Below are 23,683 nucleotides of genomic sequence, written 5' to 3'. Positions count from 1 at the left end.
AACTCCGTGCCAGCCCGCATAGCAAAGCTCTATGAGAGGACCAGCTCCAACGCCGGCATCAATCGATTCTGCGCAATTCTACGGAAGCCCTTGGGAGTCGGGTGCAATTCATTTGCCCACCAGCCTTCTGCTCCGTCTTCCGGTAACTCTCCCGCCGTCTCAACTGCGATGATTGGTCCAAGGCCGCCGTTCAGAGCCAGATCGTCCTGTGCATCCCCCAGCGATGTGATGAGGGATTTGAAGAGATCGCGGCGCAACTTCATCCCCTGCACTTTGGCTATGTCCATCGGCACCTTCAGCCAATCCGATGGACCGAAGAAGCCCTTGCCGGTGGGCCACGCGTTATCGTAGTTGTGGAGCACGATCGGGGCATGTTGGTTATAGGCGCGGAAGCGGACGATCACCTCCCGGTAGGCATTCATGATGCCCGTGATGACTGCGAGTGGTTGGGTTTGGCGCCAGCACTCCGAGACTGTCGTAAAGCTTGAGCAGTCCGGCTGGAGGAGACGGAGAAAGTCATCCTGGCCGGCAACGTCATTGCCGCCGCCGCTCAGGATAAGCACTTTGCAACTAGTGGCAAACATGTCGAACCCGAAATCAATGGCCTTGCGGGTGCCTTGAGACCAATCCGCTGCCTCAGCGCCGTTCTTCCCAATCACCACGAAGGTCTCGCTTGGAAAGAGAGACCCCAGCTCGGTGGCCAAGTTGTCAACGGGGTACCAGAGCCATGAATCCCCGATTGCCAGCACAGAGGCAAACTGAACCTTGGCCAGAGCCGTGTGGACGCCCCAGAATACATTTGCCATCGATGGTCACTCCGGTGGTCGGGATGCACAGCGAGACAGCCGGCTGTTCCAGTCTTTTCTTCGCAAATCATCGCACCCTGCGGGCGCGCAGGACATACTTCAAATGGGGGAGAACCTGGCGCTTTGGGAACGTATCAGGCTGGGGTGACCTTGCTGCCGGCAACCAAGTGCACTCACTCACGGTCAGTTCCGCCAAGAACGTGGTAGTCGTGCCTTTCGTGTGTGTAGATTGCGTTTCGCGTTCTTGTGCAACATTTGCTCGACCATCTGAAGGAGCTTGATCGCCAGGTCGATGAACTCGAGGGACGATCCAGGCATGGCATCGCAGCAGCGAGGTCAGTTGCAAGCTCGCACAAGTCCCAGGCATTGGACCACTGACCGCCAGCGCGTTGATCGCGTCGATCGGCGATGCCAGGAACTTCGACAGCGGCCGCCAACTGGCCGCCTGGTGGGTCTGGTGCCCAGGCAGCACTCGTTTGGAGGAAAGACCAATCTGCTTGACATGAGCAAGCGAGGCGACAGCTATCTGCGGACGCTTCTCATCCACGGCGCCCGTTCCGTTATCTTCCGCGCGTCGGGGCACAAGTCCGAAGCCTGCAGTTGGGCAGACGCCGTCGTCCAGCGTCGTACATGAACGCCCCCTATGCCAGGCACTCAGTTCGTGACGACGCAAAGGTGAAGATTGCTCCCGTACATCCGGACTTGGTTGCAGCTTTTGGCTGCGGTCCCTGATGGGATCTGCTGGTCGACGCCTCAATCGTTTGTGCGCACTCTGAGTGCCACGGTCATAGCGGGCTTGGTCGACCACGGTCTTACCTGTCTTGCCATCAATTTCTGATCGCCTGAGCAATCGACGGTCTGTTCTCCCTGTCTTTGTTTCTTGCCGATCGCATTTCAATGCGTCAAGCGACTGGCCGTGTGTAGCCAGCTTCGTATCGCCGATTGTGGGCTAGCAGCGCCCAGATGGTGCGCGCATTCGAAACAAGAACGTCGCAGCAGTGGCATTGGCCAACAAGTTGTTGCAGCGTTCTGATGGCTGCGTACCCTGATGAGAGACACGCGCGGGGGCCTTATTCGGTTTTTTGAGAATGGCGTTGACCTCCTCCTATCAAACTACAGGCACACCCCGCGCAGGTCCAACCTTGCTTCATCACTTCAGGCCGTCAAGCGGCGGTGGAAATCAGTTCGTTGCAAATCTTGGGTTCGAATGGGTTGAGTTGCCGAGCCACGGGGGTCATGCCGGGATCGGTCTGGGACCCTGCCCGCTCACCTGACGGACTTCGATGTCCAGCATTTTTTCCAACTCGGAGATGGCGACGTCGAGGTGATCCGCCTTCGATTCCGATCCGAACGCCGGGTCGCAGGCGCGCTGCAACTGCCGTTCCTGCGTGCTTGCGGCCGCCCGATGGACCGCTCCTCCGTGCCGCCACGCAACCTGCGGTACGTGGCCAAGACGCTGGAAGCCACGCCACTTACGATCGCGTGCCTGCGCAGTCTCTACGAACGCCGCCCCGCCCTCTACGAGCACCAACAATGGGCCAGGGAGTACCTTGGCCTGAGGGATCTCGATCCGGGCGCAGAAGCCGCCCTCGTGGCTTGGCGCTTCATGCCGCTGAGGCCGCGCATGCCGACGATCTGGTCACGTCCGCGTGCCATTGGTTCTATGACCACCACATCCTGATCTTCGGCCAACACCGTGTGCAGGACTGGGCCCGCGACGCGTTTGCCACGATCGAAGCGGGCATCCGCAGCGCGGTCGCCAGCGAGATCACGCCCGCGGCAAGGCTCCGCTGCCTTGCATCGGCCCACAGCCAGCGCCCCGACGCCGGCTGCCACATCCGGCAGGGGCGTTCCGCAGCAACAGGGGCTCACTAACCGGACCACGAGGGACGCAAAGCATGCCGACGAGATGGCGCGCGTCTCGCCTCACTGAACCACTTCTGCTTTCGCTGCCACAGCTCGTGCGCTCCGGCTATCACGTGTTCGACAAGCACGTCGTGGAGGATGCGTCGTTCGGCTTTGAGGAGCGCTTGACGCAGCCGACAACGAGTCCACGCTACATGCCGCAGCCGGATCCGAATCCGGAAGAGCCCAGGCTCTTCCGGATTTTTTATTGCCTCTCGACATCGCCATTCCCGCCATCCGCCATCGTCTCCTTCAAATGGAGGTTGCGCCCGGTATGGCCGAGAACGATCATGCGTCCTCGATATCCGCCGAGAGGACGCCAATGAACCCGCCAGTCAATGCGCCTCCACCAAGAGATCCCCAGGCTCTACAGCACCACTTCTCAGACACTTATTTCTCGCTGCGCATGGGCTTGGCGATCCTGGCCTTCGCCTTCCCGCTGTTCCTCTTCTTCTATGGCAGGTATCGCCATGGCCTGGAGCTGCAGCCATCGATGAGCGCCTACTTCTTCGCCGCGACGGCGCAGCAGTGCGCCTCGTTCCCGATGCGGACGATCTTCGTGGGCTTCCTGTTCGCGTTCGGCGCGGGCCTGTACCTGTACAAGGGCTTCACGGCACGGGAGAACGTCCTGCTGAACGTCGCCGGCGCCTGCGCGGGGCTGGTGGCCGTCGTGCCGGAGCGGCTGCGCGCCGACGATCCGGACCCCCGCTTGAAGCTGCTGTACGACGCCTGCCCCGCCGTCCGGGACTGGGCAGCCGCCGCGCCGGCAGTGCCCGTTCACTATCTGGCGGCCGTGGCCCTGTTCGTCATCCTGGCCATCGTTGCTTGGACTTGCGCGGACAAGACCCTTGCCTATCTGCCTCAGGGCAAGGGGAATCCGGTGCTATTCCGCCACACCTACCGGACGATCGCGGTGCTCATGGCCCTGTGTCCTCTTTCGGGATGGCTGCTCGCGGGCGTGTTCGGCGCCATGTCCAACCATGTGTTCTTCATCGAGGCTGCAGGCATCTGGACCTTCGGCGCGTACTGGGCGGTGAAGAGCCGGGAACTGGCGCTCTCCCAACTCGAGAAGGACCCCGAGGCGGCCGTTCGCAACGCACCCCCTTCAGGACCGCAGGCGGATAAGCCCCGCTACGGCGCCGCAGCGCGCGGGCCGGCCGGCGCGCGCTAGCCCTGGCGCGGCTTTCGAGGAGCAAGGGAAAAACGACCTGGGCGGCCGGCCGCCACGCAGAAGTCCAATCCAACTGGAGGGCGCGTAAATGGCACACAAGCGAAGCATGGCGCTGTGCGGGATGACTAACCTTTCCGTCCTGGCACCGATCAAGAGCAGCGTGGTGATGGGCTTCGAGCCCATCAGCTACCTCGAGCGCCTGCGCAAGGTGCTCGACGCGCTGCATTCGTCGCGGCAGAACATCCGCGAATCGGAGCTGCGGCCGCCGGTGTTCCCGGACGTGGTCGGGCGCTTCGGCATCATCCATCACTTCCGCTACGCGATCGTGCCGCCCACGGTAGGCGCGCCCGACGCGCCGGCCGACGGGACGTGGCGGCTGTCGCTCAACGTGACCTTCGACGGCGGATGGGAACCCTACATGCGGGTGATCTACCGGGACCTGGGCACGCTGCTCGACCTGCTGTTCTGCCATTGCGACGGCTACCTCGGTTCGCGCAGCGCCCGGTTCGAGGACTACTGCGCCTGGGTGCGCCGCAACGAGGTCGAAGGCGGCCTCTTCTACGCGGACTCGGAGATGACGCTGGGCGACCAGCAGTACCTGGCCGCGGTGGAGAGGGTTCAGCGGGAGTGGGTCAGTCCGCCGGCGGCGGACCAGGAAATCGCGCGATTGCACCTGCCATCCGAAGCGCAGCGGCAGGCGGACGCCATGAAGCTGGCGCTGTCCGACCCGATCGGCGCACTGGTGCTGCCTCTGCGCACGCTGAAGGGCCTCTATAGGCTGTCCACCTATTTCCAGGTCGGCGACGGCTCGGACGAGATGGCCATCCTGCGCCGCTTCGCACAACTCGTGCTCGAAGGTCCGCGCCGGGTGATGGCGGCGCTGGACGGCATGCAACCAGTGTTGGCTGCCTGGACGAAGACCCGCGCGCTGCTAGCCGACGAGCTGACTTGGCTGGCCGCGAGCACCGGCGGCGCGGCCGTGGCGGTCCCGGCCCTGCCCTATGATCCGACCCGGCTGCAGGCCCAGATCCTCGGCGGCAATAGCGAGCCGCCGACGCATGGATGCGTGGTGCTGCTGGGCATCGCGGACGGATCGAAAGCGAGCCAGCACCTCGCCACCAATCTGGCGCCCCAGTGCGGGCCGGTGCCGGCGGGATCGGTCGGCTGCGTGGCCGGATTCACCCATGCGGGATTGGCGGCGCTGGGCATCGCCGAGGCACGTCTGGAAGCATTGCCGCAGGAGTTCGTCGACGGCATGGAGGCGCGCTGCGGCATTCTGGGCGATGTGCGCGGCAATCACCCCGATCATTGGACGCGGCCGCGGGCCTTCGACGGCAGTGGCCGCGCCATCGACATGAAGGTCGTGCACGTGGTGCTGGTGCTGAGCGTGCGGGACCCCGGCAACCCCTCGCACGACATGCACCCGAAGCTGAGGGCCATGGTCGGCACGCTTCAGGCAAGCGGCACAGGCCTGCGCGTGCTGGCTGTCCAGCCGACGCGGAGCCATCGGCCCCCCGGCGCGCCGTTCGGCAAGGGGCACTTCGGGTTCGCCGACGGCATCAGCCAGCCCGTCATTTCCCCAGAGCCGAAGGCAGCGGCCCTGGGAAAGCACTCCGACGAGGTGCGGCCGGGCGAGCTGCTGCTCGGACACGGGAACGACCGCGGCGACGCGCCCCATCCCAGCATCGAGCCCCTGCTGTTCGAAGGAAGTTTCCTCGTGTTGCGCAAGCTGCGACAGCGTGTCGATCATCTGGAGGAAGAGCTCGACAGGCTCGCGCTCACGCCCGCGGCGCGCGAGGAGCTGCTCTCCAAGATGATGGGCCGGCAGCGCGACGGGACCCCGCTGGTGCCTCAGGCGTCGGGCACTGCCTTGAACGACTTCACCTACGATGGGGGCGCGGCCAGCGATGCCTGTCCCTTCCATTCGCACGTCCGTCGCGCCAATCCGCGCGACGGACGTGCCTACACGCCTCGGCTGCTGCGGCGCGGCATGTCCTACGGGCCGCTTTCGCCCGATGACCGCAGCGCCGAGCGTGGTCTCGTGTTCATGGCCTACTGCGCCAGCATCGCCGAGCAGTTCGAGATCGTTCAGCGCTGGATCTCCGGGGGCAACAGCAGTGGCGTCGGCTCGGCGCAGGCCGACCCCTTCCTGCGCGTGCCGCAGCTGGGCGAGTCGAGCGCCTTCCGTTTCATCGACGGCGCGGGCCAGGTAAAACGGGTTGTCTTCGGCGACCGGCCCCTGGTGGAACTGGAATGGGGGCTGTATCTGTTCGTGCCAGCACTGGCAGCCCTACAAGACCTGCCGAATTTCCGCAGCAATCCTCCCGGGCCTGCGCCTCACTACCGACGCATGCCCGAAGAGACGGATGGGCAGGAGCTGGAACAGGAGCGTGAACGGATGCGCGGGCTCCTCGAGGATCATGAACGAGCGGTCGAGGTGTGGGAGCAGGTCCGCGCGGGCAATCCTGCCGCACCCATCGATACGGCCTACGGCCACCTCGTCGGTACCTGCAAGGCGGTGCTGGACGTTATGAAGGACCAGGGTAACGCCTATTCGGTGGCGGGCTACGGCGACCGCATGAAAGTCTCGATCGGCCTGAATCTTCTGGGAATGGATCCCGACATCGAGCGAACGAAGGCGCTCCCGCTCAATGCCGCCATCGCGGCCTTCGGGGAGCAGCAGGCCTTCGATGAAACCATCCAGATGGTGAACCAAGTGCTGGCGACGTTTCCTTCCCTGCCTGGCCAGGCGGGCGCTGCGCAACGCCGCCCGATCGACCTGGTCAGCTTCAGCGACCACGTGATGGCGACTCTCTGCACGAAATGGATCGGCCTTCCCGACCAGCCGGGCGCCCAGTTCATGGCCGCCGGCGGGCGACTGCAAGACAACCCCGGCAAGCCGCGCTGCCCCGGCAACTTCGCCACGGCATCGCGCTTCATCTTCTCGCCCCATCCGCGGCTGGACGTCATCGACGCGGGCCGCGTCCAAGGCCAATCGGTCCTCGCGGCGGTGACGAATTGGCTCCAGACTGTACCCCAGCTGGGCACACTGGCCCTCGACATCCAGACGCGCATGGGCGGCGTTTCCCTCCAGGATCCATCGTTCGCGCTCGGTCTTGCCGGCGTGCTGCTCGGCTTCCCGCCGACCGTGCAGGGCAACTACCTGCGCACGATGGAAACGTGGATCAAGGAAGAGACGCTCTGGCAGCACCAGCAGGCGCTGCGGGACGTGGCGGGCAAGAACCAGATCACCTACACGCTGGCCAACCAGGCCTTGCGTGCGCGCCTGTTTGAGACCATGCGCCGGCGTCCGGTCCCCGAAATGCTGTGGCGTTGTCCGGTCCACCATGAGAACGGGCCGGATCGGACGCCAGAGAACCGCATCGTCCTGGGCATCGCCTCGGCGCTGAGCCGACGCGGCCGCACCCAACGAATTGATCTTCGGGCGCGACGACCGCGTCGGTGAGACGCCGACCGTCCACGGCTGTCCCGGTTACCCGATGGCCATGGGCGTGCTGCTGGCCATGATGGCCGGCCTGTTGAATGCCGGCACCCTGCGGCCGACGGGTTCTCCCGTGCAGCTGATCCTGACGCCGCGTTAGCAAGCCAGGGCGGCGGCCATGCCCATCGTCTGCTGCAAATGCCGTGCCTGGCCAAGGTGCCAGTGCATCCCCATGCTCTCGAAGCCGATCACCGCCTCGGCGAGCATGGCGCGCACGTCGTCCTCGGTGCCGCGGCCGAGGCGCCACGTGAGTTCCGCGGCGCACAGCTGCGTCACGGCGACCTCGTGGGCCGAGCTGCGCGCACGCGCCGCCCGCATGGCTAGGTCCAGGTAGTGCTGCACGCGGCAGGGCGCATTCGCGGCCGCATCGCGTGCCAGCGCCCGGTAGCACATGGCCACGCCGAGCAGGTCGCTGCGCCGGCCGCGCAACAGCGCAAGGGCCGCATGGTGGCGTGCCTCGCGGCGCCGCCCGGCCTCCATGAGGCCGGCGGCCAGCCAGCCGTTGTTGAGGGAGCGGAACAGGCCGCTCTGGCGTGGGTCCAGCCAAGCCGTCACACCGACGATGGTCTGCAGGCAGGCGCTGCGGCGGGTGAGCATCCATTCGGCGTAGGCGCTCATCGCGCGCGCGATCGAGAGTTGCGTGAGGCTGCGCGTGGCCTCGGCATGGCGCCCGGATTCATCGGCGGCGTCGCGCGCCTCCGGCCAGCGGCCCTGCCACAGGAGGACCGCGCTGCGCCAGCCATGCACTGTGGCGCCGATCTCGTGCGTGGCGCCGTCAATGCACGAGGACGCCTCGTCGAAGCACGCATAGGCCTCGTCGAACAGGCCGCGGTCGCCGAGCAGGTAGGCGCGGCACACCAGCGAAAAGGCCAGGCCGACGTTCAGGTGATGCCGGCTGCGGTAGTGGCGCTTGACCGCGATCGCCTCGTCCAGCAGCGGGAGCGCCCGCTCATACTGTGCCGTGGCGCACAAGGACTCGCCGAGCGCGGCCATGATCTGAATGGTCAGCTTGTCGTCTCCCGCCGCGCGGGCCGCGGCCAGCGCTCTCTCGCAGTGGAGGACGGCTGCATGGCCGTCGCCCAGTCCATAGCTGATGTAGGCGAGCCAGTGACGCGCGTGAGCGACGAGGGCCGCGTCGCCGTGACGTTCGGCAAGCTCGACGCTGCGCTCGTACAGGGCGAGTTCGCTGCGCACCGGGTCGAAGACGCATACGCGGGCTAGGTGCTGCGCGACGGCAACCCATCGCAGCGCCACCTCGGGCGTCTGTGGCAGCCGCTCCAGCGCCGCGAGCGCCACCCGATAGAGTGCCCGGGCCCGATCGAGCGCAGAGGCCGCCAGCGCCTTGTCACCGGCCAGGGCGGCGTAGCGTGTGGCCTGGGCGGCATCGCCGCCGGCATCGAAGTGCAGCGACAGCGCCTCGAGAGCGCCGTCCTGCAGATCGTCGGCATTGCGCTCCTGCAAGGCCGCTGCGATGCGCAGATGCAGTTCCTGACGCACATGCAGGCCGACCGACTCGTAGATTACGTCGCGCGTGATGCCGTGCTTGAAGCGCAGCGTGCCGGCACGCTCGCCCGGGAAGATGAAGTCCTGCTCGGCAAGGCCGAGCTGCAGCGGACCATCCGCGCGCTGGCCGGTGATGCGCTCCAGCAGCCAGGCCGGAATGACGTTGCCGATCACGGCGGCCACGCGGATCAGTTGGATCTGAGCCGGTGCCAGGCGCTGCACGCGCGACTCGACGAGCCGGTTCAGCCAGCCGGCACCGCCCTGCGTGCGGCCGGGCCGCCGGTCGACGTCGCCGCGCCCGACGGAATGGCAGAGCTCCTCCAGGAAAAGCGGATTCCCGTTCGCGTGCCGGCAGATCTCACCCGCGACGAAGGGATCGATGCCCGGCAGCCGCGCGGCGACGACGCGCGCCGCCTCGGCACCGTTCAGCGGGACGAGCTCGATGGTCTCGTCCGCTGCAGCGGGCGCGTTCGCCGCCATGTCGGCGCGCGCGGACAGCACGATCAGCAATTTCGCGCTGGCGCGCTTGCGCAGCGCTGCGAGCACCTGGTGCGACGCATCGTCCGCCCATTGCCAATCGTCGACGAAGAGCAGAATCGGCTGTTGCGCGGCGATCCGCCCGAAGAGCTGGTCGAAGCCATCCGGTGTGTGAGGCGTCGCAACGACGGCGAGCGACGGCAGCATGTGGTGGAACGGCTGCAGCGGCTCGCCGCCCAACTCGCTGTCGCAGTAGCCGCGCAGGATGGTGAAGCCGCGCTGCATGACACGCCGGAGGAAGTGCTCGACGAGGCGGGTCTTGCCTATCCCGGGGGTGCCGACGACGGCGACCGAGCGGCTGCGCCCGTCGACGGCGTCGTCCATGGCCCTGTCCAGGCGATCGAGTTCGGCCTCGCGGCCGACGAACGCGCTCGAACCGTGCAGCGCCGTCGCTGCCAAGTTCTCGGTCAGGCTGGCGCGTGCATTGACGCGATAGACCAGCAAGGGCGCGGCCCGCCCCTTGACGAGGAGCGTGTGGGGGGGGCCGGTCACGAAGAAGCGGCTGGCCGGCCCGAGGGTTTCGTCGCTCACCAGGATCTCGTGCGGTCCGGCGGCCGCCGACAGGCGTGCGGCGACGTTGGGGGCCATGCCCAGCAGCTCGTATCGCCCCAGTTCCACGCCGCCACTGCGCAGCAGGACCAGCCCCGAGTGGATGCCGGTGTGCAGGCACAGCGTGTGCCCCATGGGCAGGCTCGGGCGCAGTTCGCTCACCTGCTGATGTAGATCCAGCGCGGCGGCGACCGCGGCGCGGCCGTCGTGTTCGTGCGTCTGCGGGTAGCCGAACATCGCAAGCAGGCCGTCCCCCTGCACACGAACGACAACCCCTCCATGGCTCGAAATGACATTGTTGTAGACGCCGCGCAGAGCGGCGAGCACTGCCGCATAGTCCTCCGTCTCCATCACCTCGGCGAGTTCGGTGGATTGGGAGAGGTCGGCAAAGAGCAGGGTGAGAAAACGCCTGCCCGCCTCGGCATCCAGCGACTCGCCCGCCGTGTCGTTTTGCATGGACCTCAACCCCCGACCGTTCAATGCGCAAAGCCTGCTCGAGCGGGGCCTGTCCCCTTGCAGTCAAAGCCCCGCTGCGTTGCGATGCTGCGATCGGCGAAAGGCCCGTGGGCACGGCGTCGATTCGCCGTCGGCCCGAGCGCATGAGCCGCCGCATTGTCGGGGTATTAGCACTTTATGGCTAGTGCCTGAGCGCCGCACCTGGCCGGCAAGGCAGGCGCGGCAAGGCGCTGCCCGGCTGCGGCGCCTGCCTCAGAGGCCGGCTTCGATCATCGGCGCGCGCAGGCTGTTGAACGCGATGCGCCGGAATCCCGGCGGGGTGGGATGAAGCTCGTTGGCCCACCAGCTCTTGCCGTTGTCGTCCTGCGGCAATTCGCCGGCGGTGCGCACGGCGACGACCGGTCCAAGACTGACCCTGCCTCGTTTCCACGTACATCAAGTCATGCCGCCAATCGGGTGTTCTCCCAGGTCACTGGAGATAGGAAGCCGTTGGCAGAATGCAGACGCCGGCGGTTGTACCAGCTCTCGATCCAGTCAACGATGTCCAGCCTCGCTTGCGCTCGGGTCTCGTAGCGTACCTGGTAGACGCGTTCGACCTTGAGCGTCTTGAAGAAGCTCTCCACCGGTGCGTTGTCCCAGGCGTTACCTTTCCTGCTCATGGACATGATGATGCCGAGCTCGCCCGCCAGTGCTCGGTACTGCTCACTCGCATATTGCGACCCGCGATCGGCGTGGACCAGCAGGCCCCTTTCCGGCTTGCGATGCCACCATGCCGATTTCAGGGCCGTGCATACCAAGGTGGCGTCGATTGCTTCGGACATCGACCAGCCGACGATGCGTCGGCCGGCTAGATCCATCACGGCGGCCAAGTACAACCAGCCTTCGCCTGTGGGCACGTACGTGATGTCCGCCGCCCACGCCTGATTCGGTTGCCAGCCTCCAAAGCGGCGATCCAGAAGGTTGGGCGCCACCGGCAGGCGGTGAGCCGAATCGGTAGTCACCACGAATGGCCTCTTGTAGACCGGCCTCAGGCCCTGGCGTCGCAGACTCTTGCGAACGCGCTCGGCGCTGACGATCTCGCCCTGCTGGCGCAGAACCTCAGCGATCCGAGGACGTCCATAGCTTCGACGACTGGCCTGGTGGATGGTCGCGACTTTCGCGTCCAAGGCCTGATTGGCTAACGTTCTGGGACTGGGCGGGCGCACGCGCCATTGGCAATAGCCGCTGCGAGACACGCCCAGCACTCGGCAAAGTCGGCTGACGGCGTACTGGTCACGATGCTCGTCGATCCAGGCGTACTTCATCGCGACCCCCTGGCGAAGTACGCCGTCGCTTTTCGAAGGATCTCTACATCCAGCTTCGCTTCGGCCAGTTCCCTGCGCAGACGGCTGTTCTCAGCCTCCAACTCGCTGATTGGGCGGCGCGCAGGCGCTTCCGTTGACACCGGCACAGCAACGCCTCCAGCGCCGCCAGAGCCGACGCCTCGCCTTGACCAATTTCCCACGGTGGCTACGGGGACACCGAGGCGTCGTGCCGCCTCGTGCCCACCCACCGAGGCTGCAAGCCTCACGGCCTCAGCCTTGTGTACTGCCTCTTCGGCAGCTTGCCTTCTTTCATTTCGATTCTCCGTACCTTCGAAGTTATCAACTTCTGCTGTACGTGAAATCGAGGCAGGGTCAACATTTGAAAGCAGCGTTGACACGTACCCTCGCCGTATTCCGAGATGCGCGGGTTGTTCTGCCCGATGCATCGAGACGGCTGATTGCCGAGGGGCGAAAGCACCGTGTCCGACCCGCAGATGCTCAGACCCCTCCAGTGCGCAAAACGCTGACCCAGTGAGCGCTGAGCTGCCCGCTCGCCGGCCACCCCATTTCCGCCTGCTTGCGTTGGATTGCTTCCCGGGTGTTCTGGTCCAAGGTAGGGTTGCCGCTGCCTGCGTCATCCACACCCAGCGTGCGCTTGACCTGAAGAACGTCTGCTGCAGAAAGGGCTGCCTCAAAGTCGTTGAGGGCGGCCCGGAAAGGCTCAGGCCTACCGGCGACCGGGCCTGAGCCGACACCAACACTGGGCCGTGCTCCTGGTGCCGTACTTGCGGCGGCAGCAGGTGGCTCAGGGGCTGACGCGGGCTTTGCCCCGGAAGAGCGAAGAGGTACGAGCTTGTTGATCAAGTCGAACCAGAATGGCGCTCCGAACGACGCCGCCAAAGCGGTTATCAGCCAACCCAAGACCATCAGTGCACCATCCCACAGCCCGATGACGGGGCGCCCTCCGGACCACCCGATCGGGAGGTTCAGATCACGCAGGTCGTTCAGGGCTGCAGTTGCTTGGTTGCTTTTTTCAGTCGAGGGCTTGTCCTGCTTCGCGGCCGCAGCAGCGTCCGCGGCGCGATCAGCGAGTGCTGTCCGCAGGCTGGGCTGCGAAGCAAGCGCGCCCGCGATGTGAATGGCGTCAATGTTCATGGCGCCGGCGGCCAAAAATCCCATGAGCAACAACATCACCTGCGTCCGGCGCTTGTACCAACCACCCACGCGGACCATGGTCTCGTCGTACCAGGCTTCTATGGCGGCGCGCAGTTTCGCGGGGTCACCTTGCGTGTCGCGAACCATTCCCTGCAGAATCTTCTTCAGCGGACTCTCGGGCATGGCGGCCACCGCCTGTCCGAAATCGTCAAAGCGCCTGCTACCGCCCTCCCAGGTCTCACCGATCTTGTCTACCAGCACGGTGGCGAAAGTGCTCGCCTGCAGGTAGCTCGGCTTCGCATTGCCGATATCGGCACTTGGCGCACGTGTGCCCCGGATCCACTGCATGAGCCCAAGCGGTCCGAATCGGTCTGGTACCAGCGCCGTGATCAGCGGGTGCACCCGGAGCGCGGCTTCCAGGAGCGTGCCAGAGCTTTGCTGATTCGTCTCACTCTCCGAAGCATCGCCTATGAGTGCGCGGGAGCGTGCTTCTGAACGCATGCCTATGCCTTGATTCAGCGGCTTGCTCGACTCCTTGGATCTGGGTGGTGCGAGGGTCTCTTGATTCGCTCCGCTCTTTGCCGCTCCCTTAAGGGTGGCAGCTTCGATCCGGCCCGAGGGCGACACATCCTCTCTAGCCGCTGCGTTTGTGTTGGCAGGCGCGTTGGCTTGCAGCATGCTTTGAACCCCTTCCCAAAGGGTCTTGCCCCGCAGGTTCAGCGCCGCGGCCAACATCTCTTGCAGGCCCGTGCACATCAAGGCCACTAACGCAAACACGAAGGCCAATCCAATTCCCACTTCTATCGCCAGGCTCATGATGCATGCCTCCTTCTATTCAATGTCGTTATAGAAGAGGTGATTGCCGATGTCGGCGCAGGGTATCTTCCGTTGGGCCCAGTCCGGCAGAATCGCCTTGGTGTGATAGTGCGTGGCGTTGAGCTTGCGCTCTTCCCGAAGCCTTCCGTCGAGGGCATCCTGTGCCACCTTTAAGCAGATTCGGAACTTGTCGTTTGTGTCCGTGACGGTCAAGAGCTTGGGTAGGTTGGGATCATTGCCGTTCCAGCACGAGAACTGCTTGCCGGCGCGGCACACGCCCACGACGGTCCGGCCCCACCAGTGCACGCGATCATGCAACGCTCGGTTCAGCACGACCGCGGCGACCGCGCGAATCCCTTGAATCGGCTCCCCGCGAGCTTCACCCCAAAGCGTTCGCGCCAATGTGTCCAGGGCAACGTCACGATCGGGGACGGCCTTGGCCAGACCCCCTGCGTCTGCAGGGACCGTCGCCTTCGCATGGAGGTGGGAGGCGCTCACCCAGTCGAGTCCAAAGGTCGCGAACAGCTTGTCCAGCGGAAGGAATCTGCAGCGCTCCCCCTGTGCAGAGATCAGAAGGCCGACGGCCGACGTCGGATCTGGATCGCTTGTCACGAGGGATCCGCTGTCGCCTGAGGCTGCTTGGAGCCCGGCCATCAGGCTGTCCGTGAACATCACACTTGCCCCGGACCCACCGAGCACCGAGTAGATCACCGGTTCTGTTGAATGCAGGCCATCGAATTGCCCGGTGATCCTGTTGGGGGTTGTGGCCCCCTCGAAGGCCAATGTCGTCCCTTCTTTGGGCTGGGACAGCGTCGGCGGTTGCTTAAGCGCGCTCAGAAGCGTGGCGGCATCTCCCGCCTGGAGGTCGACGACAGCCGCGTCGAACTCGTTGATGAAGCCATCCATCAGGCGCTGCAATTCGCTCCAAAACCAAAGCCGGCCGGACAGACGCTGCTGACCACCGACAATCTCAAAGACGATCTCGTCGCCTTCCTGGGGGCCTTGAGTGCCCTGCTCCACGAGCGGCGCTAGCACATGGGCTGCAGACACAGCGACGAGGCGCGCCGGGTCATTCCCGATGCGCGCGACGCACGTGAGGGTTCCGACGCACTTCGCGTTCGGATCAATAGTCTGGTTCCAGACGCGCACTGGCATGGCGGGGTCACTTCATGATCGTGTCGTATTCCAGCGTGTTGCGCACCTGATCCAAGAATGGCCGGAGCTCGTGCTCCCTCCGCCATTTCTCGATCGCGATACGTGTCGCCGGATCGAAGGCACCGGTTGGTGGCACCTTCAGCTTCTCTTGCAGCGCCCGGATCTTGTCGCTGCGGAGGTCTCGCTCGAAAGCGTTCTTGGGACCCGCCTGAGCGCCGCCAATACCGCCCGGTCTTCCCGCGCCCGGCTTTCCTCCCGGGGCGCCGGCCTTTGGCCTCGGGTTCTCCGCGATAGGACGCTTCTCCTCCTTGGTCTTCGCCGCAGGCGGTGAGTTGGGCAACAGGGTGATGGTCACCTGCTTCCTGAGTTCGCCGGTTGAGACTTGCAAGGCGACTTGAGACAAGCCCTCCACCGCTGCCTTGTACTCGACTGTCGCCAGCATCGAGGAACCTGAGACAGACTGAGTGAGCGTTACTTCGGGGCTGACAGGGCCCACCCACGCGATCGTTGGGATGCCGGCGGTTGTCCGGATCACGAACTGGAATCTATCGCCAACTTTCATTTCCACCGCATCTTCGGGCCAGATATCAAGACGGCCCTGAGTGCTTTGCACCTGGCAAGTTTCTGGCGGCGGCGTCGTCTTCACGCGTTGATCGATTACGTCTAGCGCAAACTGCACTGATGCGACCCTGGCATCGAGAGCAGCAACCTGCTTTGGCAAGGCGTTTATTGGGGCCGTTTGCTCAGATACTGACACGTCCACGGGCTTGGCGGGCCCCGCGCTCGCCGCAGTGAACGTTCCACCGGGAGCAAGCTGCTTTGCCGTCGTCGGCAGGCTGCCGGCCAGCGTGAGGATTACCGACGGGTCGGGCTCCATGCGCGCTATCTGCTCATTCACTGCCACCACGACGTTCTCAACAGTCACCCGTAGGCGCGCGCCAGCGTCGTCCAGCCGGGCCTGAGTTTGGCTTGCGCGGTTCCGAACCTGGCGCGCTGCTTCAATGCTCAGCTCGGCGCGCGCGATGAGCTCTGCTAGCTTGGTTCTGAGATTCGTGTCGGCGGCTCCAGCGCTCTGCTGGTAGGAGCGCACTTGGGCGGTCGTAGCCGTCACCTCAACGAGAGCGCGGTTCAGTTCGGCGATGTTCGCGGTGCTGATGCTCGCGGCCAGATCATCCGGCAGGTAGTAAGGGGTCAGGGCGTAGATGCTGCAGGAAAGGGCCTTCGCGCCGGCAAGATAGATCTGCTCGCGATTCGTGGAGGTGTAGTAGCTCCCGATGGCAAACACACTGGCGCCAACAAGGCCTTCCTTCAGGAGAACCTTTCGCGTCGATTCACCGCCATCACTGGATAGGCCTTTGTAGAGTGCGACGGCACTCAATGGAATCAGAAAGAGCGGGAGGCCGTTGCGCAGTTTGGCGCGGTCGCTGACTGCATCGTAGTAGGCGGCACGTTGCGTAGCGGCCGCTTTAAAGGCGCTGGTAAGCGCCTTGTTCTGCGGCAATTCCGATGCCGGAATGCCGACAGCATCTATGTCGGCGCTGTCGAGCATCTTGGCGCGCACGTAGGGGTCGAGCAGGGAGCACCCGCTATTGGTAACAACCAGGAATGCCGTAGCGACGGTGGCCGTAAAACGTTTGTGCAGGTCCAGCATGTTCTTAGCCTGGAGGCTCGCCCGGAGGCGCGACGATCCGGTTTTATCCGAGTCTGATCCATCACAGAATCCCTAATTTAGAGGAGCTACACAACGCGTGAGTCCAGCGAAGCCCTCCTATCGAGTCCCGACTCACGAAGTGCTACGTGCTATGCACTTCGCATAGTCGATCAACTTGGTGGCGGCCAAGGACTGGACCGCCTTCTGCTCCGCCAATGCCCTTGACGCTGAGGAGCTCGGCGCTGGGCAGCGCGGTTTCATGCTCTGCTGCGGCGCTAGGGCAATGCTGAACAAGGCCCCGGACTTCTCTATCACGTAGTCACCTCGTTCGCCATGCTTGAATTGAGGTCCACTTCGGCGCGGCAGCGCGGATTCAGAGCCAATTGCCCCGCCCGGCGACCCGTTCTAGGCCGCACGGCGAGCGATTGGCTCGCTCGGTGGCCCTTACGGGCAGACCGGTTCATACAGTACCCGCGCGCGCCAGATAGATATTGGCCAGCGCCAGCGCAACGAAGGATCGCGTGGCGTTCTTGGCCAAGCCGCGGTAGCGCACCTTGTCGAATCGCCACAGCCGCTTGACGACAGCAAAGACATGTTCAACCCGGCCCGCACCTTGGACTTGATTCGGTTGACCAAGCGCTCGAGGTCCTCGGTCGCACTGCCTTTGCGTACCTTCTGGTTGGTCCAGTCAGCCGCGTGCGGTGCCTTCGAGCGAATCAACGCCTGTTGCGAGGAGTAGGCTCTGTCGCCCCAAACCCGCTGCTCCTGGCCGTGCAGCAGATCGGGCAGCGGGTGCTTGTCGTGCACGTTGGCCGCCGTGACCACCGCGCTGTGCGCCAAGCCGGTCTGGCTGTCCACGCCGATGTGCATCTTCATGCCGAAGAAATACTGCCTACCCTTGCGCGTCTGGTGCATCTCGGGGTCGCGCTTGCCGTCCTTGTTCTTCGTGGAGCTGGGCGCGCCGATGATCGTGGCGTCCACGATGGTGCCCACCCCAACCTTCAGGCCTCGGGCCTGCAGCACCTCGCCCACCTTCGCGAACAGCGCCTCACCCAGTTTGTTCTTCTCCAACAGGCGACGAAACTTCAGAAGCGTGGTGGCGTCCGGCACACGCTCGCGGCCCAGGTCGATGCCGACAAACCGCCTCAGCGCCGTGCTGTCGAGCAACGCGTCCTCGCACGCAGCGTCGGCCAAGTTGAAGCACTGCTGCACAAAGTACGTGCGCAGCATGCGCTCCAAACCCACCGGCGGCCGCCCGTGGCCGGGCTTCGGATAGTGAGGCTCAATGACCTCGCACAACTGCGACCACGGCACGATCTGCTCCATGGTCGCCAGGAAGGCGTCGCGCCTCGTCGGCCTACGGTACTGTTCGTAGTGGGCGTTTTGATCGGCGGCCACGGCGAGAGTCTGCTGCTTCATACGGGAGTCAACGCACATCAGAGGCTGCCGGAGGACTTGGACTTGTTCAGCATTGCCCTAGGTTAGACGCTTCTGTCTTGTGCTGACCGTCTCGTCTTCGAGAGTTAAGAATGACTCCCTTTGTGGTGCTCGGACGTTGGCGGTGAGCAAGGATTCCGCGCTAGCGCGGACCTTTTGTAGATATTCACGGCGCGCACTCATCGGAAGTCGATACAGCAGGTGGCGAGCTGCGCCCGAATAGTCGATTGCATGACGGCGCAGGCTCGGTTTCATGGCGCCATGGTGGTCCACGATCTCTGAGTGCCCATCCGACACAGCGAACTGGATCTTTCCCGATCTTTCGCGCTCCGCGCAGCATTCCATCGGGCGCATGTCGGTTTCCTTCGCTGGACGAGGCGGTGCGCTAGCGCGCGCGTTGCGACGCGTTGAATCAAGCGATCCGGACGGCGAGTGCCCTATGTGGCACCTCGAATGAGTTCAGGTGATAGAACCGAGGTGATGAATCGGTAGCTGTGGTTCACCTGGTACCGCGGGTCCGACTTGCATAAGTCCATGAACTGTCGATGTCCGGCGCGCGTTCGTCCGACCAAGCAGCCGGCGCTTGCGGTGCGGACGTCCTCGCGCGAAAAGTCGTAGCCCCAATGCTGGTTGATGCCGAATAGCCCCACAAAGGTGCTATCTCCGGTTGGATCAAAGTTCTCGTCAAGATCGCGTGTCACCTTGACTGGCAAGGTCTGGACGAGTGCCTCGTGAGCGCTCGGGCTTCCAGCTCGGTGAGTTCCAACTGACCATGCCTTGTACTGGCCAGAAACGATGTGGGCCGCTCCTCTCACGTCAAGCTTCTTAGTTCTGACGTAGAACGTCCCAGGTTCGGTAGTCGAGTCCCATGCGGCCACAATCGCTGGCGTTCCGTCCTCGCCGATGCTAATGATCAGACGGACGTCCTGGAACTTGTTGTGCATGTTCGCGTTGGGAGTGCCGTCTACGTCCGTGCCGTCGACGTAAACGATATTCACGCAGTCGGGATGTCGACAGACCCAGTCGCCCCGGCCAAGCATCGCCTGCACCGTCCTTCCGGCAAAATCGTCGCCAGGCGTCAGCGGGAAGTCCTCCAGCGCACCAGGAGCCAAAAGCGCCTTCGCCGCAGAGGACGTCAGATCTGTCGCCAATGCCACCCCGAGGGATCGTTTTAGGAACTCGCCAAGCGCCCATGCAGATACGGGGCCGAACTGGCCATCTGGGGGGCCATCCAGGATGCCGACTTCCTGGAGGCGTGCCTGGATCTCCAGGGTCAAGGCCTTATCAGAACCGATCCTTGGAAACGGGATTGATTTCTCGCTTTGGGCGACTTCGTCGAGTGTCATGTCCGGGCTCCTCTCGGTCGAGGGTGCACGGTAGTAGGGTCGGCAGAGCCTGTCCATCCACCAAATTGGTGATATGCCGGGGTGAGCCGTCCACTCGAAGATTGCGGCGCAGTAGGTGTTTACCTCGCCTGAACGTAAGCGTGCGACCGAGGCCCTCTTGACAGGCCGTCAGCCCGTCAGTTGCCTCATAGCTTGATCTGGGCGAGACGGTCGTTGACCTCGATGCTGTCGAATGCTGCCGGGTCCCAGGTATCGGCGCCGATCCACTGCGCCAGGTGCGCGTGTTCGGGGTGATCCACATCAGCCATGGCGCGCACGAAGTCCTCGTACCCGGAAACGCCCCCGCAATCCTCGGGCGGCGTTGCCCCGGCCCCGCCGACGCAGAACGGAAGCTCCAGCAGCGGATCCCCGGCGAGCGTCTTATCCACCGTGATGCGATGGTCCCAGTAGTCGCCGAAGTCGTAGACGTAGCTCAGCGTCGAGGACCGCAGCACCGTGGTCAGGCGCACGTTGTCGCTGCTGACGGCCCCGGCGTCGTCGTACATCGGGTCCGGGCTGCCGAGCGCTCGCCGTCACCGGCGATGAACTCGTGCAGATGTCCTCCGCTCCAGCCGAAGGCGGCCCGGATCACCGAGTGCAGCTTGCGCAGCGTGATGGTCTGTGGCACCAGCACCCGGCGCCAGATCTTGGGCTTGGTACCGCGCAATTCGATACGCAGTTGCAGGATGGTGGTGGCAGCAGTGCGTTTGCGGGGCGTCGTGGTCGCCATGGTCATGCGGCTTGTCGTTGTTGCTCAGCGCATCGGCCGATGTTCCACGGCAGCAGTTCTTCGATGCGGTTGATGGGGTGCTCGGCGATGCGCTCGAACACATCGCGCAAATACTTCTCGGGATCGAGTCCGTTGAGCTTGGCAGTTTATGCCGACCGCCGAACTATGCCGAGCGGATCTGGAACGACGTCCTGATCGGGCGGAATTATGAAGCCCCAGGCGGTTCACCGCTCCAGTTTCACTCGGCATAGTCTGAGTGCTCACAGCGCCTCGAGAAAGGCGAGCACTTGGTCATCGGGGCGGAAGCGGAGTCGCTTGTAATGCTTGTACGGCTCAAGCTTCGCCAGAGCTGCCTCCTTGAGTTCGAGGTGGGCATGAAGGTAGGTCTGCGTGGTTTCGACCGACTCATGACCGAGCCACAACGCGATCACCGAGCTATCCACGCCCGCCTGTAGGAGCTCCATCGCCGCGCTGTGCCTCAGGACGTGCGGAGACACCCGCTTGGACGCCAACGATGGGCATCTCTCGCTCGCGACACGCACGTGCTTGGCCAGGAGCGACTGGACGCTGTCGGCGCTGAGTCGGCCGCCATGCATGTTGGGGAACAAGGCGCTGGCGCCATGCCGAGTCGGCTCGTTGAGCCACGCCTGCAGAGCGATTCGGGCGAACCTTGTCAGTGGGGTGCATCGTTCCTTTCGGCCTTTGCCGACACACCGCACGTGCGCGCCAGCGCCGAGATGGATGGCGTCCCTGTCCAAGCCGACCAGCTCGGAGAGGCGCAGGCCAGTCTGGGCAGCGAGCAGGAGCAAGGTGTGGTCGCGACGACCAAGCCATGTCGTCCGATCGGGCGCGACAAGGATCGCTTCGATCTCGGGGCGCGTCAGGAAATGCACTTGGCGCTTGTCGTGTCGCTTGCTCGGTATCGCGAGCACGCGCTGAATAAGGGCGCTGTGAGCGGGCTCCTCGAAGGACACAAACCGGAAGAAGGAACGGATGGCCGTCAAGCGCAGGTTGCGTGTTGTGACGCTGGCGTCGCGCTTGGTCTCAAGATCGGTCAGAAATGCGCCGATGAACGGCGCGTCCAACTCATCGAGCGTCAAGGCCGACGGTGGCTTGCGAAGCTTCGCTTGCGCAAACGTGAACAGCAACCGGAACGTATCCCTGTAGGAGGCGATCGTATGGGCGCTCACGTTGCGCTGACGCATGAGCCGGTCGGTGAAGAAGCGCTCGATGAGCGTGGCGACAGTGCAGCCGGGCTTCATGGCTTGGCCTCCCACCGTTGGTCGAGACGCCGCGCCGCCTCTTGCATCAACTCTGGGCATGCCGAGAGGTACCAATAGGTGTCGCGCACGCATGTGTGGCCAAGGTAGGTGGAAAGCGACGGAAGCATCTTCTCGACATCAATGCCTTCGCGATACCCGCCCAACAGCGTGCAAATGGCAAATCGGTGCCGGAAGTCGTGCAAGCGCGGTCCGGTACGCTCGCCGGAGCGCCGCAGACCAATCTCGCGAGACAAACGCCAGAAGACACGATGAACGTACTGGTGCAGCAATGGACCGCCTCGTTCCGCTACGAAGAAATGCGGGCCGCGGCGCGATGCGAGCTGAGCATCACGCCGTTCCGCGTAGTTGCGCAGCGCTTCGCGTGTCGTCGGATGCAAGGGTACGAGTCGTGACTTGCCAAACTTGGTCAAACGGACCGTCAGCACGCCTGCTTCGAGGTCGACGTCGTCACGCTGGAGGCCGATCGCCTCGGACAGACGCATGCCTGTCACGACGATCAATCCGAACAGATGGTGGTAAGTCCAGCGGCGCAGTCCGTCAACTGGTGGCAATGACAGCGCCGCCGCCAGCAACGCATTGATCTCTGCATCGCTATAGACGTAGGGCTTGGCACGCTTCAGGCTTGGCAGGATGCCGGCTGGTGGCACTTCCGTCCTCGGATCGATGTTGGCGATGTGGCGCGCAAAGCCGCGCACATCTGTCAACCGCAATGCCCAGGACGCATGTCTGCCAGGCGGTAACGTCGCCCACTCCATAGCGAGCTTCGTTGTGATGGTCGTAGCCTTGCGCGTCTCCATGAACGAGATGAAGTCGGCGAGCCGCCGCGTCTGATGCTGGTACTTGTACCCGAGCCCCTTGCGCATGCTCAGGTACCGCTCCAGAGCCGAATGCAGATCCGTCATCGCGCACCTCCCGGCCACGGCAGGCTCAGTGTGCGGAGCGCCTCGATATTGACCTTCGCGTAGATCCGCGTGGTGTCGTGGCTCTTATGCCGCAGCACATGGCCGATCTCCGACAAGGTTGCACTGGAGCGCAGAAGCTCGGTGGCGAGGCTGTGTCGGAAAATGTGGGCTCCTTGGTGCGCATAGCCACCGACGCCGGCGCGCTCGAGGGCGCTCTTGGCGATCATCGTGATCGCGCATCCTGAGGCGAAGCCAACGTGGGGAGCAAGGCTTCGGAGGAACAGTCGACGACACGACGACTTGGGTCGGCCGTCACGCAGGTAGGCGACCAGGGCCGCACCGACGTCTGGTGCAATCGGCATCCTCGCTCGCTGTCGGCCCTTGGCTCGAACAAGCATCTCGCCGGCTCTCCAGTCGACATCATCCAAAGTGAGGGTGGCGACCTCGTCGGCCCGAAGGCCGAGCTTGGCCAGCAGCATCAAGATGGCGTAGTCGCGCCGTCCCATCGCCGTTGCTCGGTCACAACCATCGAGGACCTTCTGAACCTGTGCAGCTGAGAGATAGGTCGGCAGACTCACGAGCTTCCATTGCCTGATCGAAGGCACGCAGCCGGCCAGCGCGAGCGGGTTCAGTCCCGTGTGATGGAGATATCGGAGAAATGCACGCAGCGACCAACACATCGCCTTGCCGGACCTCGGGCTCCAATCTTTGGCGTGACGCTCGATATAGCGGATCACCTCCTCCTGCCTGATCTTGCCGAGGTCGCTCGCACCAGCAGGACAAACTTCATACAGGAACCGGCGGATCACAGGCAGATGGCGCACGATAGTTCTCGCTGCCAGACCGCGCTCGCTGCGCAGATAGTCGCTGAACTTCGCAAACATCCGCGCTTGCGGGGTGTCCACTGGCAGCGCCGCCGGCGCGATCTTGCTGGCGGCGCGCAGAACCAATAGCCACCGCTTCAGCGCTGCCCGGTCTCCAGGCTGGATGGTCTGCCTCTCTCCTCGGTGCCGCAGGTAGCGTTCCATCAGGCGTTCATCGATGTCGGTCAGCCTGGTCCGGCGGCTTGCCATCCAAGCCAGGAGATCGCCGACCAAATTGAGGCAGCGCCAAGTGCCCTGGCCAGCGAGCCCAACCTCGACGAGCCGCGCCGCGTAAAGCTCGACGAGCTGTCCGTGGGCGCCGCTCTTGAGCTGCCGGAACAGCCGGCTCCTGTTCAAGTACTCTTCCGCAACCATCATCGTGCTCTCCGTTGTTGAGGACGGAGGCAGGATGAACTATGCCGAGCCGTTCACGCGTCGACTACGACGAATTCGGGGAGAAGCGAGCCCGCTCGGCATAGTTCGGCGGTCGGCATAATCTGCCAAGCTGAACGGCATCGACCCGCAACGCTACCTGACCTACGTCCTGCAGCGCATCGCTCAGCACCCGAGCAA

At 64.2% G+C, this 23,683-nt stretch carries 18 protein-coding genes and 3 pseudogenes; 5 read left to right on the top strand and 16 right to left on the bottom strand.

Going from position 1 to position 23,683, the window contains the following annotated elements; translation table 11 throughout:
• Window positions 1-29: 29 nt before the first annotated feature.
• Window positions 30-806 carry an SGNH/GDSL hydrolase family protein gene (locus tag AC3A6Y_RS33280; protein ID WP_487872485.1) on the bottom strand — a complete coding sequence of 259 codons (777 nt, stop codon included), beginning with the start codon at window positions 804-806 and terminating at the stop codon, window positions 30-32.
• Window positions 807-1,040: 234 nt separating this feature from the next.
• Between AC3A6Y_RS33280 and AC3A6Y_RS33275 the strand changes: the two are divergent.
• The 4 genes and pseudogenes from AC3A6Y_RS33275 to AC3A6Y_RS33260 form a co-directional block, all read left to right on the top strand.
• Window positions 1,041-1,434, top strand: a pseudogene (locus tag AC3A6Y_RS33275) (transposase); the annotation flags it as partial.
• Between the two features lie 624 nt (window positions 1,435-2,058).
• A pseudogene (locus tag AC3A6Y_RS33270) lies at window positions 2,059-2,487 on the top strand (DUF4158 domain-containing protein); the annotation flags it as partial.
• 546 nt (window positions 2,488-3,033) lie between these two features.
• Complete coding sequence (locus tag AC3A6Y_RS33265; protein WP_487872484.1) at window positions 3,034-3,882, top strand: hypothetical protein; 849 nt, start codon at window positions 3,034-3,036, stop codon at window positions 3,880-3,882.
• Between the two features lie 106 nt (window positions 3,883-3,988).
• Window positions 3,989-7,348: a Dyp-type peroxidase gene (locus AC3A6Y_RS33260; protein WP_487872483.1), complete on the top strand. Its 3,360-nt coding sequence runs from the start codon at window positions 3,989-3,991 to the stop codon at window positions 7,346-7,348.
• A gap of 132 nt (window positions 7,349-7,480) precedes the next feature.
• On the opposite strand, the gene AC3A6Y_RS33255 is transcribed toward AC3A6Y_RS33260, so the two are convergent.
• The 15 genes and pseudogenes from AC3A6Y_RS33255 to AC3A6Y_RS33185 form a co-directional block, all read right to left on the bottom strand.
• On the bottom strand, window positions 7,481-10,429 hold the full coding sequence (locus tag AC3A6Y_RS33255; protein WP_487872482.1) for an ATP-binding protein: 2,949 nt from the start codon (window positions 10,427-10,429) through the stop codon (window positions 7,481-7,483).
• Window positions 10,430-10,681: 252 nt separating this feature from the next.
• Window positions 10,682-10,819, bottom strand: a complete 138-nt coding sequence (locus AC3A6Y_RS33250; protein ID WP_487872481.1) for a hypothetical protein — start codon at window positions 10,817-10,819, stop codon at window positions 10,682-10,684.
• A 50-nt stretch (window positions 10,820-10,869) separates the two neighbouring features.
• Window positions 10,870-12,095, bottom strand: a protein-coding gene (locus AC3A6Y_RS33245; protein WP_487872514.1) for an IS3 family transposase whose coding sequence is annotated in 2 segments (ribosomal slippage) — window positions 10,870-11,762 and window positions 11,762-12,095 — 1,227 coding nt in all. Because the reading frame shifts where the segments join, the coding sequence is not laid out codon by codon here.
• A gap of 136 nt (window positions 12,096-12,231) precedes the next feature.
• On the bottom strand, window positions 12,232-13,704 hold the full coding sequence (locus AC3A6Y_RS33240) for a hypothetical protein (protein WP_487872480.1): 1,473 nt from the start codon (window positions 13,702-13,704) through the stop codon (window positions 12,232-12,234).
• 15 nt (window positions 13,705-13,719) lie between these two features.
• Entirely contained in the window at window positions 13,720-14,859 is a 1,140-nt protein-coding gene (locus AC3A6Y_RS33235) for a cell wall hydrolase (protein ID WP_487872479.1), read from the bottom strand.
• A gap of 7 nt (window positions 14,860-14,866) precedes the next feature.
• The gene (locus AC3A6Y_RS33230) at window positions 14,867-16,510 is read right to left on the bottom strand and encodes a hypothetical protein (RefSeq protein WP_487872478.1); all 1,644 of its coding nucleotides are present in this window, start codon (window positions 16,508-16,510) and stop codon (window positions 14,867-14,869) included.
• A 460-nt stretch (window positions 16,511-16,970) separates the two neighbouring features.
• Window positions 16,971-17,929, bottom strand: a protein-coding gene (locus AC3A6Y_RS33225) for an IS5 family transposase (RefSeq protein WP_487872477.1) whose coding sequence is annotated in 2 segments (ribosomal slippage) — window positions 16,971-17,113 and window positions 17,113-17,929 — 960 coding nt in all. Because the reading frame shifts where the segments join, the coding sequence is not laid out codon by codon here.
• 57 nt (window positions 17,930-17,986) lie between these two features.
• Window positions 17,987-18,301, bottom strand: a complete 315-nt coding sequence (locus AC3A6Y_RS33220; RefSeq protein ID WP_487872476.1) for a hypothetical protein — start codon at window positions 18,299-18,301, stop codon at window positions 17,987-17,989.
• An 83-nt stretch (window positions 18,302-18,384) separates the two neighbouring features.
• The gene (locus tag AC3A6Y_RS33215) at window positions 18,385-19,293 is read right to left on the bottom strand and encodes a peptidoglycan-binding domain-containing protein (protein ID WP_487872475.1); all 909 of its coding nucleotides are present in this window, start codon (window positions 19,291-19,293) and stop codon (window positions 18,385-18,387) included.
• A 185-nt stretch (window positions 19,294-19,478) separates the two neighbouring features.
• The gene (locus AC3A6Y_RS33210) at window positions 19,479-19,838 is read right to left on the bottom strand and encodes a plasmid pRiA4b ORF-3 family protein (RefSeq protein WP_487872474.1); all 360 of its coding nucleotides are present in this window, start codon (window positions 19,836-19,838) and stop codon (window positions 19,479-19,481) included.
• Window positions 19,793-20,068 (bottom strand): plasmid pRiA4b ORF-3 family protein, encoded by a 276-nt coding sequence (locus tag AC3A6Y_RS33205; RefSeq protein ID WP_487872473.1) that lies wholly within the window; start codon window positions 20,066-20,068, stop codon window positions 19,793-19,795. Before AC3A6Y_RS33205 ends, AC3A6Y_RS33210 begins: the two co-directional genes overlap by 46 nt.
• Window positions 20,065-20,208 (bottom strand): annotated as a pseudogene (locus AC3A6Y_RS33200) (transposase domain-containing protein); the annotation flags it as partial. The pseudogene AC3A6Y_RS33200 and the gene AC3A6Y_RS33205, both read right to left, overlap by 4 nt.
• A gap of 114 nt (window positions 20,209-20,322) precedes the next feature.
• A complete protein-coding gene (locus AC3A6Y_RS33195; RefSeq protein ID WP_487872472.1) occupies window positions 20,323-21,324 on the bottom strand; it encodes a tyrosine-type recombinase/integrase in 1,002 nt (333 codons plus the stop codon).
• Window positions 21,321-22,247 carry a tyrosine-type recombinase/integrase gene (locus AC3A6Y_RS33190; protein ID WP_487872471.1) on the bottom strand — a complete coding sequence of 309 codons (927 nt, stop codon included), beginning with the start codon at window positions 22,245-22,247 and terminating at the stop codon, window positions 21,321-21,323. Before AC3A6Y_RS33190 ends, AC3A6Y_RS33195 begins: the two co-directional genes overlap by 4 nt.
• Window positions 22,244-23,488, bottom strand: a complete 1,245-nt coding sequence (locus tag AC3A6Y_RS33185) for a tyrosine-type recombinase/integrase (protein ID WP_487872470.1) — start codon at window positions 23,486-23,488, stop codon at window positions 22,244-22,246. Before AC3A6Y_RS33185 ends, AC3A6Y_RS33190 begins: the two co-directional genes overlap by 4 nt.
• Window positions 23,489-23,615: 127 nt before the next feature.
• Here AC3A6Y_RS33185 and AC3A6Y_RS33180 point away from each other — a divergent pair.
• Window positions 23,616-23,683, top strand: a 68-nt coding sequence (locus AC3A6Y_RS33180) for a transposase domain-containing protein (RefSeq protein WP_487872513.1), incomplete at its 3' end; no start/stop codon positions are given.

The sequence above is a fragment of the Variovorax sp. Soil_C_17 genome, assembly GCF_057657265.1.
Note: the sequence above shows the minus strand (reverse complement) of the source record. Positions and strands in the feature narration are given on the sequence as shown.

Bases quoted from the DNA above. Each gene is read 5' to 3' on its own strand.
- AC3A6Y_RS33280 (WP_487872485.1), bottom strand. From the start codon at position 806: ATGGCAAATGTATTCTGGGGCGTCCACACGGCTCTGGCCAAGGTTCAG.
- AC3A6Y_RS33265 (WP_487872484.1), top strand. From the start codon at position 3,034: ATGAACCCGCCAGTCAATGCGCCTCCACCAAGAGATCCCCAGGCTCTA.
- AC3A6Y_RS33260 (WP_487872483.1), top strand. From the start codon at position 3,989: ATGGCGCTGTGCGGGATGACTAACCTTTCCGTCCTGGCACCGATCAAG.
- AC3A6Y_RS33255 (WP_487872482.1), bottom strand. From the start codon at position 10,429: ATGCAAAACGACACGGCGGGCGAGTCGCTGGATGCCGAGGCGGGCAGG.
- AC3A6Y_RS33240 (WP_487872480.1), bottom strand. From the start codon at position 13,704: ATGAGCCTGGCGATAGAAGTGGGAATTGGATTGGCCTTCGTGTTTGCG.
- AC3A6Y_RS33235 (WP_487872479.1), bottom strand. From the start codon at position 14,859: ATGCCAGTGCGCGTCTGGAACCAGACTATTGATCCGAACGCGAAGTGC.
- AC3A6Y_RS33230 (WP_487872478.1), bottom strand. From the start codon at position 16,510: ATGCTGGACCTGCACAAACGTTTTACGGCCACCGTCGCTACGGCATTC.
- AC3A6Y_RS33220 (WP_487872476.1), bottom strand. From the start codon at position 18,301: ATGCGCCCGATGGAATGCTGCGCGGAGCGCGAAAGATCGGGAAAGATC.
- AC3A6Y_RS33215 (WP_487872475.1), bottom strand. From the start codon at position 19,293: ATGACACTCGACGAAGTCGCCCAAAGCGAGAAATCAATCCCGTTTCCA.
- AC3A6Y_RS33210 (WP_487872474.1), bottom strand. From the start codon at position 19,838: ATGTACGACGACGCCGGGGCCGTCAGCAGCGACAACGTGCGCCTGACC.
- AC3A6Y_RS33205 (WP_487872473.1), bottom strand. From the start codon at position 20,068: ATGACCATGGCGACCACGACGCCCCGCAAACGCACTGCTGCCACCACC.
- AC3A6Y_RS33195 (WP_487872472.1), bottom strand. From the start codon at position 21,324: ATGAAGCCCGGCTGCACTGTCGCCACGCTCATCGAGCGCTTCTTCACC.
- AC3A6Y_RS33190 (WP_487872471.1), bottom strand. From the start codon at position 22,247: ATGACGGATCTGCATTCGGCTCTGGAGCGGTACCTGAGCATGCGCAAG.
- AC3A6Y_RS33185 (WP_487872470.1), bottom strand. From the start codon at position 23,488: ATGATGGTTGCGGAAGAGTACTTGAACAGGAGCCGGCTGTTCCGGCAG.